The 16,340-nt window shown below is 59.0% G+C and carries 14 protein-coding genes; 8 read left to right on the top strand and 6 right to left on the bottom strand.

The window, feature by feature from the left end; all coding sequences use genetic code 11:
• Positions 1-8: 8 nt before the first annotated feature.
• Genes KP808_RS04140 through mrcB form a run of 3 tightly spaced genes read right to left on the bottom strand, consistent with a single transcriptional unit; the run spans position 9 to position 3,417 of the window.
• On the bottom strand, positions 9-338 hold the full coding sequence (locus KP808_RS04140; protein WP_230017501.1) for a YqcC family protein: 330 nt from the start codon (positions 336-338) through the stop codon (positions 9-11).
• Complete coding sequence (locus tag KP808_RS04135) at positions 338-1,078, bottom strand: tetratricopeptide repeat protein (RefSeq protein ID WP_161936596.1); 741 nt, start codon at positions 1,076-1,078, stop codon at positions 338-340. The genes KP808_RS04140 and KP808_RS04135 overlap by 1 nt, the downstream gene beginning before the upstream one ends.
• Before the next feature lie 17 nt (positions 1,079-1,095).
• Positions 1,096-3,417, bottom strand: a complete 2,322-nt coding sequence (gene mrcB / locus KP808_RS04130) for a penicillin-binding protein 1B (protein WP_058400374.1) — start codon at positions 3,415-3,417, stop codon at positions 1,096-1,098.
• Between the two features lie 130 nt (positions 3,418-3,547).
• Here mrcB and KP808_RS04125 point away from each other — a divergent pair, with 130 nt between their 5' ends.
• Positions 3,548-5,086 (top strand): bifunctional aminoglycoside phosphotransferase/ATP-binding protein, encoded by a 1,539-nt coding sequence (locus tag KP808_RS04125; protein WP_230017500.1) that lies wholly within the window; start codon positions 3,548-3,550, stop codon positions 5,084-5,086.
• A gap of 101 nt (positions 5,087-5,187) precedes the next feature.
• Positions 5,188-5,532: a pentapeptide repeat-containing protein gene (locus tag KP808_RS04120; RefSeq protein ID WP_002552068.1), complete on the top strand. Its 345-nt coding sequence runs from the start codon at positions 5,188-5,190 to the stop codon at positions 5,530-5,532.
• A 355-nt stretch (positions 5,533-5,887) separates the two neighbouring features.
• Here the strand turns inward: KP808_RS04120 and deoC are convergent, their stop codons facing one another.
• Entirely contained in the window at positions 5,888-6,667 is a 780-nt protein-coding gene (gene deoC, locus KP808_RS04115) for a deoxyribose-phosphate aldolase (protein ID WP_230017499.1), read from the bottom strand.
• Between the two features lie 214 nt (positions 6,668-6,881).
• Between deoC and KP808_RS04110 the strand changes: the two genes are divergently transcribed.
• Positions 6,882-7,220: a Rieske (2Fe-2S) protein gene (locus tag KP808_RS04110; protein ID WP_080394953.1), complete on the top strand. Its 339-nt coding sequence runs from the start codon at positions 6,882-6,884 to the stop codon at positions 7,218-7,220.
• A 20-nt stretch (positions 7,221-7,240) separates the two neighbouring features.
• Here the strand turns inward: KP808_RS04110 and sfsA are convergent, their stop codons facing one another.
• Complete coding sequence (sfsA, locus tag KP808_RS04105) at positions 7,241-7,954, bottom strand: DNA/RNA nuclease SfsA (protein WP_230017498.1); 714 nt, start codon at positions 7,952-7,954, stop codon at positions 7,241-7,243.
• Entirely contained in the window at positions 7,954-9,126 is a 1,173-nt protein-coding gene (locus KP808_RS04100) for a pyridoxal phosphate-dependent aminotransferase (protein WP_230017497.1), read from the bottom strand. The genes sfsA and KP808_RS04100 overlap by 1 nt, the downstream gene beginning before the upstream one ends.
• 349 nt (positions 9,127-9,475) lie before the next feature.
• Here KP808_RS04100 and dksA point away from each other — a divergent pair, with 349 nt between their 5' ends.
• From dksA to KP808_RS04075, 5 genes are all read left to right on the top strand, one after another.
• Complete coding sequence (dksA, locus tag KP808_RS04095; protein WP_002552063.1) at positions 9,476-9,916, top strand: RNA polymerase-binding protein DksA; 441 nt, start codon at positions 9,476-9,478, stop codon at positions 9,914-9,916.
• 652 nt (positions 9,917-10,568) lie between these two features.
• Complete coding sequence (gluQRS, locus tag KP808_RS04090) at positions 10,569-11,456, top strand: tRNA glutamyl-Q(34) synthetase GluQRS (protein WP_230018799.1); 888 nt, start codon at positions 10,569-10,571, stop codon at positions 11,454-11,456.
• A gap of 98 nt (positions 11,457-11,554) precedes the next feature.
• Positions 11,555-11,731 carry a hypothetical protein gene (locus KP808_RS04085; protein ID WP_002552060.1) on the top strand — a complete coding sequence of 59 codons (177 nt, stop codon included), beginning with the start codon at positions 11,555-11,557 and terminating at the stop codon, positions 11,729-11,731.
• Positions 11,715-14,669: a sensor histidine kinase gene (locus KP808_RS04080; protein ID WP_230017496.1), complete on the top strand. Its 2,955-nt coding sequence runs from the start codon at positions 11,715-11,717 to the stop codon at positions 14,667-14,669. The genes KP808_RS04085 and KP808_RS04080 overlap by 17 nt, the downstream gene beginning before the upstream one ends.
• Positions 14,670-14,691: 22 nt before the next feature.
• On the top strand, positions 14,692-16,128 hold the full coding sequence (locus tag KP808_RS04075) for a sigma-54-dependent transcriptional regulator (RefSeq protein ID WP_230017495.1): 1,437 nt from the start codon (positions 14,692-14,694) through the stop codon (positions 16,126-16,128).
• Positions 16,129-16,340: the final 212 nt, after the last annotated feature.

Raw genomic sequence — 16,340 nt, 5'->3', positions numbered from 1 at the left:
GGATTGGCTCAGCGAGCGGCCGTAATCAACTGGTCGAACCGTGCCAGATGCTGTTGCAGCAACCGGGTTTCATCCAGGCGCCCGGCATAGACCATCTCGGCCATCTCCAGAATGCCGGACGCATTGGGCAGCGGCAGGTCGCGCTCAAGAATGACTTTCATGCGCGGCAGGAAGATCCATTGCAGCCACTGCGCGAACTCAAGCGTATCGACGCTGAACGGTTCCTGACTCGCAAGCGCCTGCTCGCTGGGCGGCGTCGCATCCCACCAGCCCAGCGCGCGCAACTCGCGCTCTATCAACAGCAACTGCTCGGCCACCTCAGGCAAACGCACGTCCATCAGCGAGCCTTTTGGCGAGCCAGCGCAGCACCGGCCGCATCACCCTGCTTTTCGCGAGATTGAGCGATCAGACCCCAGAGGCTGGCCTGAAGGCTGGTACGCCCGTTGGCGTAGGTCAGACCGCGACGAGCCAGTTGCTCGGCCTGGGCTGCATCGCCCTGAGCCAGACGCACCTGAGCCAGACGATAAAGCACCTGAGGCTCACGCGGGGCAACACGCTGCGCACGCTCAAGGCTTGAGGATGCGCCGTTGAGGTCGCCACTGCTTTGCTGTTGCTGTGCCGTGGTCAGCAACGCCAGTACCGGACCGTCAAGCTGCTCGTCCTCTGACAAACCGCCGCCACTGGACGGAATCCCGGTCGGTGCAGAGGCAGCCGGCATGCTGTAAGTGTTGTTCGCCGGAGCCGGGCTGATCGGGGCCTGATTGACCGGAGCCGCGTCGACAGGCGGCGTGTTGACACTGAACGGCGCCTGACTGGCCGGCGCAGAGAAGCTCTGCCCTGCATCAGCACCACCAGCGCCCGGCACCATCACCACGACACCCGAATCCTGCGGCACGGCTTGCGGCTGCTGGACTGGAGCGGTGTTGGTTCGATAAGTGCCATTACGCGACGCTGCCGCGCGCTCGCCGTTGGACACCTTGGAGCTCGAATCCACGACCGGAATCGAGCCGCGTTCCACACTGGCGCAGCCGTTCAGCAAGGCCAGTGCCGTTAAAGCGGGAATCCACCATTTATTCACTTCAAAACCTCGATTGCCTAGTTCAACCAACCCTTGACCCAGTCCATCACCTCAGTGGCAGGTGCCGGAGCGCCGCCGCATGTCGCGCCGGGCTGGGGCTCACTGCCGCGAATATACGGCATCTGCACTGCATTCGGGCAGCTTGAGTCAGAACCCTGACCGGTCTGCGCATCGACCCACGCCTGAACGACGTTATCCGGCATCGCCATGTCCAGCGGCAGCGGATTGGCCTTGCGCATAAAGCTGGTCCAGACCTGCAAGGCACCAGTGGCACCGGTAAACGGAGTCTTGCCGTTATCATCACGGCCCATCCACACCACGGCCAGCAGATCCTGACTGAAACCGGCGAACCAGCTGTCGCGCGAGTCGTTACTGGTGCCAGTCTTGCCCGCCAGGTTCAGCGAGCTTGGCAACACGTTGTAAACAGATTTGCCCGTCCCTTCGCGCATGACACGCTGCATCGCATTCTGTACCAGATAAATGGCACCCGGATCGAAACGCTGCTCGATCTTGAACGGATAACGCTTGAGCGGTTCACCTTCGGCGGTCAGCACACTGCGAATACCGCGCATCGGCGTATTGAACCCGCCACTGGCGATGGTCTGGTACATGGTGGCGACTTCCATCGGGCTCAAGCCGCCCGCGCCCAGCAGCATCGACGGATAAGCAGGCCACTCACGCGTTACACCCAGCTTGGCCAGTGTCTTGAACACAGTCGGAATACCCAGCTCAAGGCCCAGCTTGGCAGTCGACAGGTTGTAGGAGTGCGCCAGCCCTTGATACAGAAAGATGTTGCCATGCGACTTGTGATCGTAGTTCTGCGGTTTCCAGATCTGGCCATCAGCACCCTTGACCTGAAACAGTTCGTCGGCAATCCAGCTGGTCAGCGTGTACTGGCTCGGACGCTCCAGTGCGGTCAGGTAAATAGCCGGCTTGACCAGCGAGCCAATCGGACGCACTGCATCGATCGCCCGGTTGAAGCCCGAGAACCCGGCCTCGCGACCGCCAATCAGCGCCTGCACTTCACCGGTCTCCGGGTTGGTGACGACCATACCCGCCTCTACTTCATCCACACCCTTGCGCCCGGCGAGCTTTTTGAACGTGTCGTCCATGGCGGCCTGGGACTTCATCTGCAGGATCGGATCGAAACTGGTAAAGATCCGCAGCCCTTCTTCGGTCAAGTCTTCATCGCGGTAGTCTTCGCGTAACTGGCGCTTGACCAGATCCAGAAAAGCCGGGAACGAGCTATCGGCGAGCGTGCCGGTTTTGGTCACACCCAGTGGCATTTTCTTCGCGGCGGCCACCACTTCGGGGGTGGCCACACCTTGCTGTTCAAACAGGTCGAGCACCAGATTACGACGTTCCAGAGCACGCTCGGGGTTGCGCCGCGGGTTGTAGAAGGACGGCCCCTTGACCAGCCCGACCAGCATCGCCACCTGATGAATCTTCAGCTCGGAAAGCGGCTGACTGAAGAAATACTGACTGGCCAGACCGAAACCGTGCACTGCACGCTGACCGTCCTGACCGACAAATACTTCATTGAGGTAAGCCTCGAGGATTTCCTGCTTGCTGTAATGAATCTCCAGCAAGACCGCCATCATGGCTTCGGTGAGCTTACGGGTCAGGCTGCGCTCGTTGGTCAGGTAGAAGTTCTTGACCAACTGCTGGGTCAGCGTACTGCCGCCCTGGCGCATCTGTCCTTGCGAAGTATTCACCCAGATAGCCCGGGCAATGGACTTGGGTGACACGCCGAAGTGGTGGTAGAAATCGCGGTCCTCGACCGCCACCAGCCCGTCGAGCAGATACGGCGGTGCCTGATCAAGCTTGATCAGGATCCGGTCTTCGAGGTTCTTCGGGTAAAGCCCGCCAATCAGCAAGGGCTCAAGCCGCGCCACGGCAAGCTTGGCACCATTACCTGATGACAGGTCGGCGACGTAATCGCCGGAAAAGCGCACGCGCACCTGCTGCGCCGCATCAGTGCCCTCGTAGAACTGGAAGCCACGCGTGTTGAGGTCGACGGTATTGCCATTCACCGCCGCAGCGCCGGGGCCATTCGCGACGCTTTCGCGGCGATAACCCAAGGCGTCGAGTTCGATGAGAAAATCGTCACGGCTCAGCTTCTGCCCGACGAACAGCTCCAGCGGTCGTGCATAGACCTTGGCCGGAATGGTCCAGCGCTTGCCGGAGAACTTCTCCTGAACGATTGCATCGAGGTAAATGGCCAGGCCGCCCAGCAGAACCAGGCCGACAATACCGAGCTTCAACGCCCAGCCCAGCCACTTGTTCAGGCTGCGAGGAGGTTGCTTTTTAGGAGAACGAGAGGTGCGGGATCGAGTCATGGGCGCGGATTATACGCACTTTAGCAAGGATCGACAGACGCCCGAGTCTGCGGTTTGCAGCCTCGCGCCAAGCGGCCATAATGGCGGCATCGCTTACTTACATTTTGAACACATTCCTGAAGGATCACCCGTGAGCCAGTCTTTGATTGCTGCCCTGCAGAACCCTGCTCTTTTCCCACATCCGGTGGAAAATTTCCAGCTCATCGAAACGCACATTTCGTGGGTTCTGCTGACTGGCCCGTATGCCTACAAATTCAAGAAACCGATGAACTTCGGTTTTCTGGATTTCACTACCCTGGCTCTGCGTAAGCATTTCTGTCACGAAGAGCTGCGCCTCAATCAGCGCCTGACCGACGACCTCTACATCGAAGTGCTGCCGATCACCGGCACAGCCGACGCGCCGCAATTGGGCGGCAACGGCGAAGTCATCGAATACGCCTTGAAGATGAAGCAGTTTTCACAGGACGGCTTGCTCAGCACCCTGCAAGCCAACGGCGAGGTGACCACTGCGCATATCGACGAACTGGCGCGCCAGATCGCAGGCTTCCACCTCACCTCACCGCAGGTCGGAACCGAAAGCGAACTGGGCTCGCCTGACAGCGTCATGGCCCCTGTGGTACAGAATTTTGAGCAGATTCGTCCACTGATCAGCGAAAAATCCGACCTGACACAGCTCGACGCCCTGCAGGCGTGGGCAGAGTCAAGCTTTGCGCGACTCAAGCCACTGCTGGCTCAGCGCAAGGCCGATGGATTCATCCGCGAATGCCATGGCGACATCCACCTCGGCAACGCGACGGTGATTGACGGCAAGGTCGTGCTGTTTGACTGCATCGAGTTCAACGAACCGTTCCGCAAGACCGACGTGTACGCCGACATCGGCTTCCTCGCAATGGACCTTGAAGACCGCGGTCTGAAATCCCTCTCCCGGCGCCTGATCAGCCAGTACCTGGAAGTCACCGGCGACTATGCGGGCCTGGAACTGCTGAATTTCTACAAGGCTTATCGGGCGATGGTTCGTGCCAAGGTGGCGCTGTTCAGCCAGCCATCCGATGCCGACGGTGTGCAGCGCGCAGCGACGCTTCGTCAATACCGCAACTACGCCAATCTGGCCGAAAGCTATAGCGCCATTCCCTCACCTTTTCTGACGATCACCCACGGTGTATCAGCCGTCGGTAAAAGCCATGTCGCAATGCGTCTGGTGGAATCGCTGGGTGCCATTCGCCTGCGTTCGGACATAGAGCGCAAGCGTCTGTTTGCCGGGCGAGCTGAAGAGATGTATGGCGCGCAAGCCAACGATGCAACCTATGCACACCTGCACGAACTTGCCGGTATCACCCTGCGCGCAGGCTTCTCGGTGGTGATCGATGCCACCTACCTCAAGCACGGGCAGCGTGATGCAGCGGCGAAAGTCGCCGAAAACACCGGCGTGCCGTTTCTGATCCTTGATTGCGAAGCACCACAGGCAGTGATCGCTGGCTGGCTTGCCCAGCGTCAGGCACAGAACAATGATCCTTCCGACGCAACCCTGGAAGTCATCGAGGCCCAGCAGGCCAATCGCGAACCGCTCAGCGCAGAGGAAACGCTGCGCAGCAAGAAGGTTGCCACCCACATCAGCAGTGAGCTGGACAGTCTGATCGACAACCTGCGCCAGCGCCTGCCGGGGCTGTAAAACCAGTACATGGCCGTTGAGCGGGTAATGCTTCACGGCCCCATAATGATGGCGATATAATGGCGCCATAATTCCAACGCAACCACATGTCCGAGGCCATCATGAGCCAGCCCAAACAGATCGACTCACCGCTTTATATGCTGCTGCGTAAAGATGATGTCGAAGGTTTCAACCAGGAAAAACCGCGGACCGGCACCATTGATATGGCCGGGGGTGACTTTCGAGGGCTGGACCTGCGGGCACTGGACACCGCCGGTATCGACTTCACCGACGCCTACTTTCGGTCTGCCGACCTTCGCGGCCTGGACCTGCGGCACACGCCGATGGAAGGTGCGAGCATCGCTCACGCACAGATTTCAGGCGTGTTCTTCCCCGCCGAGCTCTCGGCTGACGAGATTCTGATGTCGGTAAATTTCGGTACGCGCCTGCGCTATCGCACCCGCTAAAACTGTAAAACCGTCGCAGCCTGCATGCGCAATGCATGTCAGGCTGGCGCTGTGTCGCTTCATTTCTGAAACTCTCCCCCTCTAAAATATCGCGGCCATGCGCAGCCAGCCGTTATGCCGTGCAAGGCATTTTTGGCCTATGGATAGTTGTCAGGTGAAGAGCATGGACAGGGTCAAAAGAACTGTTGACTTACAAATGAGAATCGTTATGATTATCACATCCGGTCGCGAGACTGGACGGTAACTGAAAGACCTTGGTTCGGACTTTCAGATTATCTCCTCATCAGGCTAATCACGGTTTTTGACCCGGCTCTTTGCCGGGTCTTTTTTTGTCCTTCAAAAAGCTGCCCACCTCTCAAAAACCGTTGCCATACGACTCATACAGGCCAAGTCTGGCCAGCAAATCGTCCAGCAAGCTTGAGCCACCCAACCGCACGCGCCCGGCATTCATCCATTGCCGACCAAAACGGGCACGCGCCAGCATCATGTAAAAACGTGCCTCGTCGAACGTCCGGATCCCTCCCGCAACCTTCAACCCCACCTGCCCGCCGACGTCCGCGATAGACTCGAGCATCACCCGCGCAGCCTGCGGTGTAACGTGGGTGGCTGATTTGCCTGTGCTGGTCTTGATAAAGTCGGCACCCGAAACAATCGCATCGCGGCAAGCGTTGAGGATCATTTGGGAATCGCGCAGATCGCCGGTTTCAAGTGTCGCAGTGAGTTTGACCCGCCCTGCACACAATGAGCTGCACGCCGATATCATCTCAAGGCCGGGCTGCCGATCTCCGCCGAGCAGTGCGCGAAAGGGATACACGACATCTATTTCGTCCGCGCCGGACAGCAACGCGGCGCGAACTTGCGAGGTCACTGACTGAATGTTGCTGCTGCCGTGAGGGAAATTGACCATGGCGACAACCTTGATGTCATGCGCCTGCATACGGTCCAGGGTGGTACGCGCCAGACACACGAAACGCGGCTGCACGCAAACCGCGGCAACCTGGCCCACAGGCGTCCATGCGCGCTGACAAATGCCGACGATGCGCTGCTCCGTGTCGTCGGCATTGAGGGCAAACAGCTCAAGCAGCCTTATGACCTGACGCGCCAGCCGCTCATCATCTGCTGTCATCTCTTTCATGGCGTATTCGCTCTGCAAAACATAGGCAGAACGATATACGGGCTTGAAGGCCAGCAGGCGTGAGCACCATGCTCAGAGAAAAAAGCCACAGGAAGACAGGAAAAAACTGACGCAGCCTGTAACAAGCCCGGCGTACGACAACGCGACAATCCAAAGAAGCTGTCAGACTACCCAGGTCGGGCGTCTACCCAAAAAACAGGCCTGTGGAGGCTTCTTGAAATTCCTTTGCACCTCAAGTCACTTGCACGAAGCCCAAAGCAGGGGTTTTGAGCTGGGCGAACACGCATTGCTGGCAGTACGTCGTCAGGGTGAAGTGTTCATCTACCAAAACCGCTGCCCGCATCGCGGTATCGCTCTGGAATGGCAGCCGGATCAATTCCTCGACAGCAGTGCCAGCCTGATCCGGTGCGCTACGCATGGGGCGTTGTTTCTGATCGAGAATGGCGAATGCGTTGCCGGCCCCTGCGAAGGCCAGTCATTGACGGCAATCCAGAGCCGTGAAGATGCTGAGGGGATATGGGTGTCGCTGCCCATGGAGGATGACGAGGGCTGACTCGCCACGCCCAGAACGCTTCAATCCAGCCAGTGCAGCTGCAGTCGTCGGTCAATAACAATTTCGTCCGGCGTCAGGTGCACACCGTAGGCAAGAATTTGCACACCGGCGTCAATGGCTTCGCGCAACGCAGCCGCATAAGCCGGATCAATCTCCTTTGCTGGCCGCACAGCGTCGATACCGGTGAGGTTGACGCAGTACAACAACACAGCGCGCACGCCCTCGCGCGCCAGCGTGGCCAGTTCACGCAGGTGCCGCGCACCACGCTGGGTAACCGCATCGGGAAACGCAGCCACATTGGAATCATCGAAACCCAATGTGACACTTTTCACTTCCAGATACAGATAGCCATCAGGGTATTCCAGGCGAAAGTCCACACGACTCTTTTCCTGCCCGTAAGCCACCTCGCGCTTGAGCGCCGTAAACCCTTCAAGTTCGCTGATAACCCCGGCGCGCAAGGCCTCTTCAACCAGCGTATTGGCTCGCCCGGTGTTGATACAGGCCAGCCTGCCCTGCGGCGTCTCGCTGATTTCCCAAGTGCCCGGCAGCTTGCGCTTCGGGTCACTTGAACGGCTGAACCACACACGCCCACCGGGCATCATGCAGTTGAGCATCGAACCGGTGTTGGGGCAGTGAATGGTCAACAGCTCGCCGCTGTCGGTTTCGATATCAGCCAGAAAGCGTTTGTAACGGGTCAGCAGGCGTCCCTGTTCAAGCTGCGGAGCAAAGCGCATCAGGCACCCCAGCTACGCAAACCGCGAGCAATTCGCTCGACTGCCTGCTGAAGGCGCGGCAGGCTCTGTGTATAGGCAAAGCGCACATGATGCCCAGCCTGATGGCGACCAAAGTCCAGGCCTGGCGTAAAAGCGACATGCTCGGTTTCGAGAAAATGCCGGCAGAACGCGAAGGCATCGCCGCCAAACGCCGAGATGTCGGCGTACAAATAGAATGCCCCTTCCGGCTCGACGGCAATACCGAAACCCAGTTCGCGCAGCGCAGGCAACAGGAAGTCCCGGCGACGGCCGAACTCGGCGCGCCGCTGCTCGAATATTTCAAGTGTCTGCGGCTCAAAGCAGGCAAGCGCGGCATGTTGCGCCATGCTTGGTGCGCTGATGTAGAGGTTCTGCGCCAGTTTTTCCAGATCGGCCACGGCGTCTTGCGGTGCAACCAGCCAGCCGAGGCGCCAGCCTGTCATGCCGAAATACTTTGAAAAACTATTGAGGACAAACGCTTCGTTATCCACCTCCAGCACACTGCTGGCCTCCACGCCGTAGGTCAGGCCGTGGTAGATCTCATCCACAACCAGGTGGCCGTTGCGAGATTTCAGCGCCTGGGACAAGGCTGCCAGCTCGTCGCGATTCAACAGCGTGCCAGTAGGATTGGCAGGTGATGCTACCAGCGCGCCGACACTGTTCTGGTTCCAGTGAGCCGCCACCAGTTCGGGATTCAGTTGATAGCGTTCTTGCGGACCGACCGGCACCAGTTGCGCCTCACCCTCGATCAAGCGCAGGAAGTGTCGATTGCAAGGGTAGCCAGGGTCGGCGAGCAACCAATGCTTGCCCGGATCGACCAACAGGCTGCTGGCAAGCAACAACGCGCCCGAACCGCCCGGAGTGATCAGAATGCGCTGGGGATCAATATCAACGCCGTAGCGTCGGGCGTAAAATCCGGAAATGGCTTCGCGCAGTTGCGGAAGGCCGCGAGCGGCGGTGTAGCGGGTCTTGCCGTCTGCCAGTGCAGCCTGGCCAGCCTTGATGATGGGCTGCGCAGTCGTAAAATCGGGCTCACCGATTTCAAGGTGAATAACGTCATAACCCGCTGCCTGCAGTTCATTGGCACGCGCCAGCAGCGCCATCACATGAAAAGGTTCGATGGCGCGACTACGTGCACTGTAAGGCTGGGTCATGGATATTCCTTTATGGTGCGGGTATTAAAAACATGATTGTCATGACGACGCGGCATGATTCTACCGAACCGACCGCCCTACGGTGCGTTAACGGGCTGAAAAACCCGTTCATCAAACGCTGAATAAAAGAAAGCTACGACGGTGCGCATCGACTAGAGTTCATTTAACTGAAGGGCAGATGTGAAATAGCCATCTCTGTAAGCGGACGGCGTCGTCATGCTCGACAACCGGGAGTAGCGCACTCCGATTTGATCTGGTAAGTTCGCCCGCTTGCAGCTGCAGGGCCGACGGGTGTCGGTGATGGAACAATCCTGCGCAATAGATTAGAAGAGTGAGAGGCGGTCCAGACATGCCCACCCCAGAAAAGCAACACAGCCATCTAATCGGCGGCTTTGCACCCTACCCGGAAACAAAGGGTGAGGAGTACATGAGCGAGCCCATGCGCGCGCACTTCACCAAGATCCTGAACAAGTGGAAGCAGGACTTGATGCAAGAGGTCGACCGAACGGTAGATCACATGAAGGACGAAGCTGCCAACTTCCCCGACCCGGCCGACCGTGCCAGTCAGGAAGAAGAGTTCAGTCTCGAACTTCGTGCCCGTGACCGCGAACGCAAGCTGATCAAGAAGATCGACAAGACGCTGCAACTGATCAAGGACGAAGAATACGGCTGGTGTGAATCGTGCGGCGTAGAGATCGGCATTCGCCGTCTTGAAGCGCGCCCGACTGCCGACCAGTGCGTCGACTGCAAGACACTTGCAGAAATCAAGGAAAAACAGGTCGGTAAATGACCTGGGGCCGCCTTTGACTGAAAAGACGCTTCGGCGTCTTTTTTTGTGCCTGCTCGAATCGCGCCCCTAGTGCCAGTGCGCGCGTTGCCTCGCGTGCCGACGCTTCACTTCGGTTCGTCGTTCTGGATTTGCGTCCGATCTTGAATATGCGGTGCGGCGAAGATCTGTGACGCCGAGCGTCACGCACGGCATTCCTACGCTGGAGAGTGAGGAACGATAATCTCAACTATCGTGCGACGCTCTGCGTCACATGGCAGTTCTGTGATGTCAGGTGGGTTGGATTCTGCTCAAGTCCCCTTTTCGCCCCTCGGCGAGTTGCTTTGATGGGGCCAAAGTAACCAAAGCCCCTCGCTCCTGTTTCCGGCCCGACTTCGTCGGGTTCCTTCGCCCTGGCACTGATCCGTCACTAACGTCGCAATTTGCGTCGCCAGTGCTATCGCGACCGAAAAGCTTTGCGTTGGCAGCGGCTGCGTGTAGGGCGTGACAGTATTAACTATCGTGCGACGCTCTGCGTCGCATGCCGTTCTGGACGCTCTGCGTCCGGTCTTGAACGAGCAACGTGGCACAGAGTGAACATCGTCACGAGAGCCCGCGTGAAGACCAACCGCGTTTCGCTTGCCCACTCAAGCCAGCCACCCGTAACATCCCGCCCATGAAAAAACCGGCCTATATCGGGCGCTTTGCGCCGACTCCCAGTGGTTATCTGCATTTTGGTTCGTTGGTCGCAGCACTGGCGTCCTATCTGGACGCTCGTGGAGTGGGCGGCCAGTGGCTGTTGCGCATGGAAGACCTCGACCCGCCGCGCGAGGTGGCCGGCGCGCAAGCCGCGATTCTTGAAACCCTTGAGCGCTACGGCTTTGAATGGGATGGCGAGATGGCTCGGCAGAGCGAGCGCCATGATGCCTACGCCGAAATCCTCCAGCGCTGGTTCAATCATGGCCTGGCTTACGCCTGCACCTGCTCGCGCAAACAGCTTGAAGACTTTCAGGGTGTCTATCCGGGTTTCTGCCGCAATGCAGGACATTCTCCGGAAAACGCCGCAATCCGCATCCGGGTCCCGGAGCTTGAATATCGCTTCGAAGACCGTGTGCAGGGCACATTCAAGATGCACCTGGGGCGCGAAAGCGGTGATTTCGTGATCCGCAGGCGCGACGGCCTGTATGCCTATCAGCTCGCCGTGATCATTGATGACGCCTGGCAAGGCGTGACCGATATCGTACGCGGTGCCGACCTGCTGGATTCGACGCCCCGCCAGTTGTACTTGCAGGAACTGCTGGGCCTGCCCCAACCGCGCTACCTGCATGTGCCGCTGATCACCCAGCCGGATGGCCACAAGCTCGGCAAATCCTATCGCTCGCCACCGCTGCCGGCCGAACAGGCCACCCCTCTGCTGATTCGGGCATTGCGGGCACTGGGGCAACCACTCGATACGCACATGACCGATGGCACCGCGCAGGAAGTGCTTGCCTGGGGAATCCGCAACTGGAACGCCGACCTGATCCCCAGACTACGCAATATTGAAGAAGCCCGGATAGACTGATCCAGAGCGGTCGCCGCAAACTGCGACGCAAGGATGCTTGCAGGTTATCCGGCATCCGTTAACATGCCGCTCCTCATCTACCAGCGCAGGGAGACCAGATGTACATATACCGGTTGGTTTTGCTTCTGGTGGTAGGCATCTATCTGTTCTCTCCGGCCATCATGGACTGGTGGATCGATGCGACCGGTGCCTGGTATCGCCCCTACATGCTGTGGCTGATCCTGATCGTGGTGACGTTCATTCTGCAGAGCCAGCGAGATGCCGATGAGCTTTAGTCTGACGCAGATGCTGATGGTCAGCGCCGCGTACCTGCTGTTGCTGTTCGGCGTAGCCTGGGTCAGCGAGCACGGCCTTATTCCGCGCTGGATCATCCGTCATCCATTGACCTACACCCTGTCACTGGGCGTGTACGCCAGCGCCTGGGCGTTTTATGGCACGGTCGGCCTGGCCTATCAGTATGGCTACGGCTTTCTGTCCAGCTACCTGGGGGTTTCCGGCGCATTCCTGCTTGCGCCAGTGCTGCTCTACCCGATCCTCAGAATCACCCGCACCTACCAGCTTTCATCGCTGGCCGATTTGTTTGCCTTCCGCTTTCGCAGCACCTGGGCTGGTGCGCTGACAACCGTATTCATGCTGATCGGTGTACTGCCGTTGCTGGCCTTGCAGATTCAGGCAGTCGCCGACTCCATCGGCATTCTGACCCGCGAACCGGTGCAGGATCGAGTGGCCGTGGCGTTCTGCGCACTGATCACCCTGTTCACTATTTTCTTTGGCTCACGGCACATCGCGACCCGTGAGAAGCACGAAGGGCTGGTATTCGCCATCGCCTTCGAATCGCTGATCAAGCTGATCGCACTGGGCGGTGTCGGGCTGTACGCCTTGTATGGAGTATTCGACGGCCCGCAACAGCTGGAACTGTGGCTGTTGCAGAACCAGACTGCCCTCGCCTCGCTGCATACGCCGTTGCAGGAAGGCCCCTGGCGCACCCTGCTGCTGGTGTTCTTCGCCTCGGCGATTGTCATGCCGCACATGTATCACATGACCTTCACTGAAAACCTCAACCCGCGCTCGCTGGTCAGCGCCAGTTGGGGGCTGCCACTGTTTCTGCTGTTGATCAGCCTCGCTGTCCCGCTGATTCTCTGGGCCGGGCTCAAGCTCGGGGCCACGACCAGCCCGGAATATTTCACCCTCGGGATCGGTATCGCGGCCAACAGCAAGTCGTTGGCCCTGCTCGCCTATATCGGCGGGCTGTCGGCGGCCAGCGGGCTGATTATCGTGACTACGCTGGCGCTGTCCGGCATGGCCCTCAACCATCTGGTGCTGCCGCTTTATCAGCCGCCAGCCGAGGGCAACATCTACCGCTGGCTGAAGTGGACGCGACGCGGGCTGATCGTGGCGATCATTGCCCTGGGTTACGGCTTCTACCTGTTGCTGGGTGCCCAGCAGGACCTGGCCAATCTGGGCATTGTCGCGTTCGTTGCGACGCTGCAATTCCTGCCGGGCGTACTGTCGGTGTTGTACTGGCCGACCGCCAACCGGCGAGGCTTCATCGCAGGCTTGCTGGCCGGCATTGCGGTCTGGGCAGTCAGCATGCTGCTGCCGCTGATCGGCAACCTGCAGGGCTTTTATATCCCCTGGCTGAACATGATCTACGTGCTGGACGACACCAGCTGGCACATGGCAGCTATCGCGTCCCTCGCGGCCAACGTGTTGTTGTTCACCCTGATATCCCTGTTCACCAATGCCAGCCTTGAAGAAGTCGGTGCCGCCGAGGCCTGCGCGGTCGATAACGTGCGCCGCCCGCAACGCCGTGAACTGCATGCCGTGTCGCCCCAGGAGTTCGCGACGCAACTGGCCAAGCCGCTGGGCGCGAAAGCCGCCCAGAAGGAAGTAGAGCAAGCGCTGCGCGATCTGTACCTGCCATTCGACGAGCGCCGTCCTTATGCCCTGCGCCGTCTGCGCGACCGGATCGAGGCCAACCTGTCCGGGCTGATGGGGCCAAGTGTCGCCCAGGACATGGTGGAAACCTTTCTGCCGTACAAATCGGGCAGCGAAAAATATGTCACCGAAGACATACATTTCATTGAAAGCCGTCTTGAGGACTACCACTCGCGCCTGACCGGCCTTGCCGCCGAACTCGATGCCTTACGCCGCTACCACCGCCAGACCCTTCAGGAACTGCCGATGGGGGTGTGCTCGCTGGCCGAAGATCAGGAGATCCTGATGTGGAACAGGGCCATGGAAGAGCTGACCGGTATCGTCGCCCAGCGCGTGGTCGGTTCGCGACTGGAAACCATCGCCGAACCCTGGAAAAGCCTGCTGACCGGCTTTACCAGCCTGCCCGATGAGCATCTGCACAAGCAGAAACTCGGTCTGGACGGCCAGACCCGCTGGCTCAACCTGCATAAGGCAGCCATCAACGAGCCTCTCGCCCCAGGCAACAGTGGCCTGGTGGTGCTGGTCGAGGACCTGACCGACACGCAGATGCTTGAAGACAAGCTGGTGCACTCGGAGCGGCTGGCCAGCATTGGTCGACTGGCAGCAGGCGTGGCGCATGAGATCGGCAACCCGATCACCGGCATTGCCTGTCTTGCGCAAAACCTGCGTGAAGAGCGCGAAGAAGACGGCGAACTGAAAGAAATCAGCAGTCAGATACTTGAACAGACCAAACGTGTATCGCGCATTGTCCAGTCATTGATGAGCTTTGCCCACGCGGGGGCTCATCAGCATAGCGACGAGGCTGTTTGTCTGGCTGTGGTGGCTCAGGATGCTATTGGTCTGCTGGCACTGAACCGGCGCAATTTCGAAGTACACTTCTATAACCTGTGCAACCCCGAACATTGGGCTGTCGGCGACCCGCAGCGCTTGGCACAAGTGCTGATCAACCTGCTCTCCAATGCCCGCGATGCGTCCCCGGCAGGCAGTGCGGTCAGGGTCAGAAGCGAAGTATCCGAGCACACGGTGGACCTGATCGTCGAAGACGAAGGCAGTGGGATTTCAAAGGCAATCATGGACCGATTGTTCGAGCCGTTCTTCACTACCAAGGAGCCTGGCGAAGGAACCGGACTTGGCCTCGCGCTGGTCTATTCCATCGTTGAAGAGCATTATGGACAAATCACTATCGACAGCCCGGCCGATCCCGAGCAGCAGCGTGGAACCCGTATTCGGGTGACCTTGCCACGTCATGTCGACGCGACGTCCACCGTGAACTGAGACCGTCGAGAGAACTGAATCAATGCCGCATATTTTGATCGTCGAAGACGAAACGATTATCCGCTCAGCCCTGCGTCGCCTGCTTGAACGCAATCAGTATGAAGTCAGTGAAGCCGGCTCCGTTCAGGAAGCTCAGGAGCGCTTCAGCATTCCGTCTTTTGATCTGATCGTCAGCGACCTGCGCCTGCCAGGCGCGCCCGGTACCGAACTGATCAAGCTCGGCGAAGGCAAACCGGTGCTGATCATGACCAGTTACGCCAGCCTGCGCTCAGCGGTCGATTCGATGAAGATGGGGGCAGTGGATTACATCGCCAAACCCTTCGATCACGATGAAATGCTGCAGGCGGTCTCACGAATCCTGCGTGATCGCCAGACGGTAAAGGGTCTTCAGGACGAGCGTAACGCCCTTGCCAAGGCTAACGGCGCTGAAAAAGGCCCGGCACAGAATAATAATAATGGCGAGATCGGCATCATCGGTTCTTGCCCGCCCATGCTGGATCTCTACAGCAAGATCCGCAAAGTGGCCCCGACCGATTCCAATGTTCTGGTTCAGGGCGAGTCGGGCACCGGTAAAGAACTGGTCGCCCGCGCCCTGCACAACCTGTCACGCCGTGCCAAGGCGCCGATGATTTCGGTCAACTGTGCGGCCATCCCTGAATCGCTGATCGAGTCTGAATTGTTCGGTCACGAAAAAGGCGCGTTCACCGGTGCCAGTGCAGGTCGTGCAGGCTTGGTTGAAGCTGCTGACGGAGGCACGCTGTTTCTCGATGAAATCGGCGAACTGCCGCTGGAAGCCCAGGCACGCCTGCTGCGGGTATTGCAGGAAGGCGAGATTCGGCGTGTCGGCTCGGTGCAATCGCAAAAGGTCGACGTACGCCTGATTGCCGCAACCCACCGTGACCTCAAGACGCTGGCCAAAAATGGCGAGTTTCGTGAAGACCTGTTCTATCGCCTGCACGTCATCGCCCTGAAACTCCCCGCGCTGCGCGAGCGTGGCAGCGACATTCTGGAAATCGCCCGTGCGTTTCTGGTACGCCAGAGCGCCAAGGTCGGTCGCGACGACCTGAAGTTTGCCCCCGACGCCGAACAAGCCATTCGTCATTACAGCTGGCCAGGCAACGTACGCGAACTGGAAAATGCGGTGGAACGCTCGGTGATCCTGTGCGAAAACCCGGAAATCACTGCAGACCTGCTGGGCATCGATATCGAGCTCGACGGTCTGGATGACGACGAGTACATGGGCATGGCACCGCTGCCAGGGTCTTCCGGCTCGACGGGCAATGAGCCAGCCGAAGACCTGTCGCTTGAGGACTATTTCCAGCACTTCGTTCTGGAGCATCAGGACCACATGACTGAAACCGAGCTGGCGCGCAAACTGGGCGTCAGTCGCAAGTGTCTGTGGGAACGTCGTCAGCGTCTGGGCATTCCGCGTCGCAAGGGCGTCGCCAACGAGACGTAAAAAGCGGTAAAGGCTCTGGCACGCGGTGCGCAGAGCGGGCAGAAACTGTTACCGCAAACACTTCACGTAACAAAAGCCGGGTCTTACGGTAACGCAGACCCGGCTTTTTTATGCCTGCAACAACCGCCTTTCGCCCGCAAACGCCCGGTTTACGGGGCTTCGCAAAAGTTGGCACAGCTTCTGCTATATGCTTAGTACAAGAAAAACAACAA

Source organism: Pseudomonas savastanoi (assembly GCF_020917325.1).
Classification (GTDB): Bacteria; Pseudomonadota; Gammaproteobacteria; order Pseudomonadales; family Pseudomonadaceae; genus Aquipseudomonas; species Aquipseudomonas amygdali.
The sequence above is the reverse complement of the archived record's forward strand: the minus strand, read 5'-3'. Positions and strand labels throughout refer to the sequence as shown.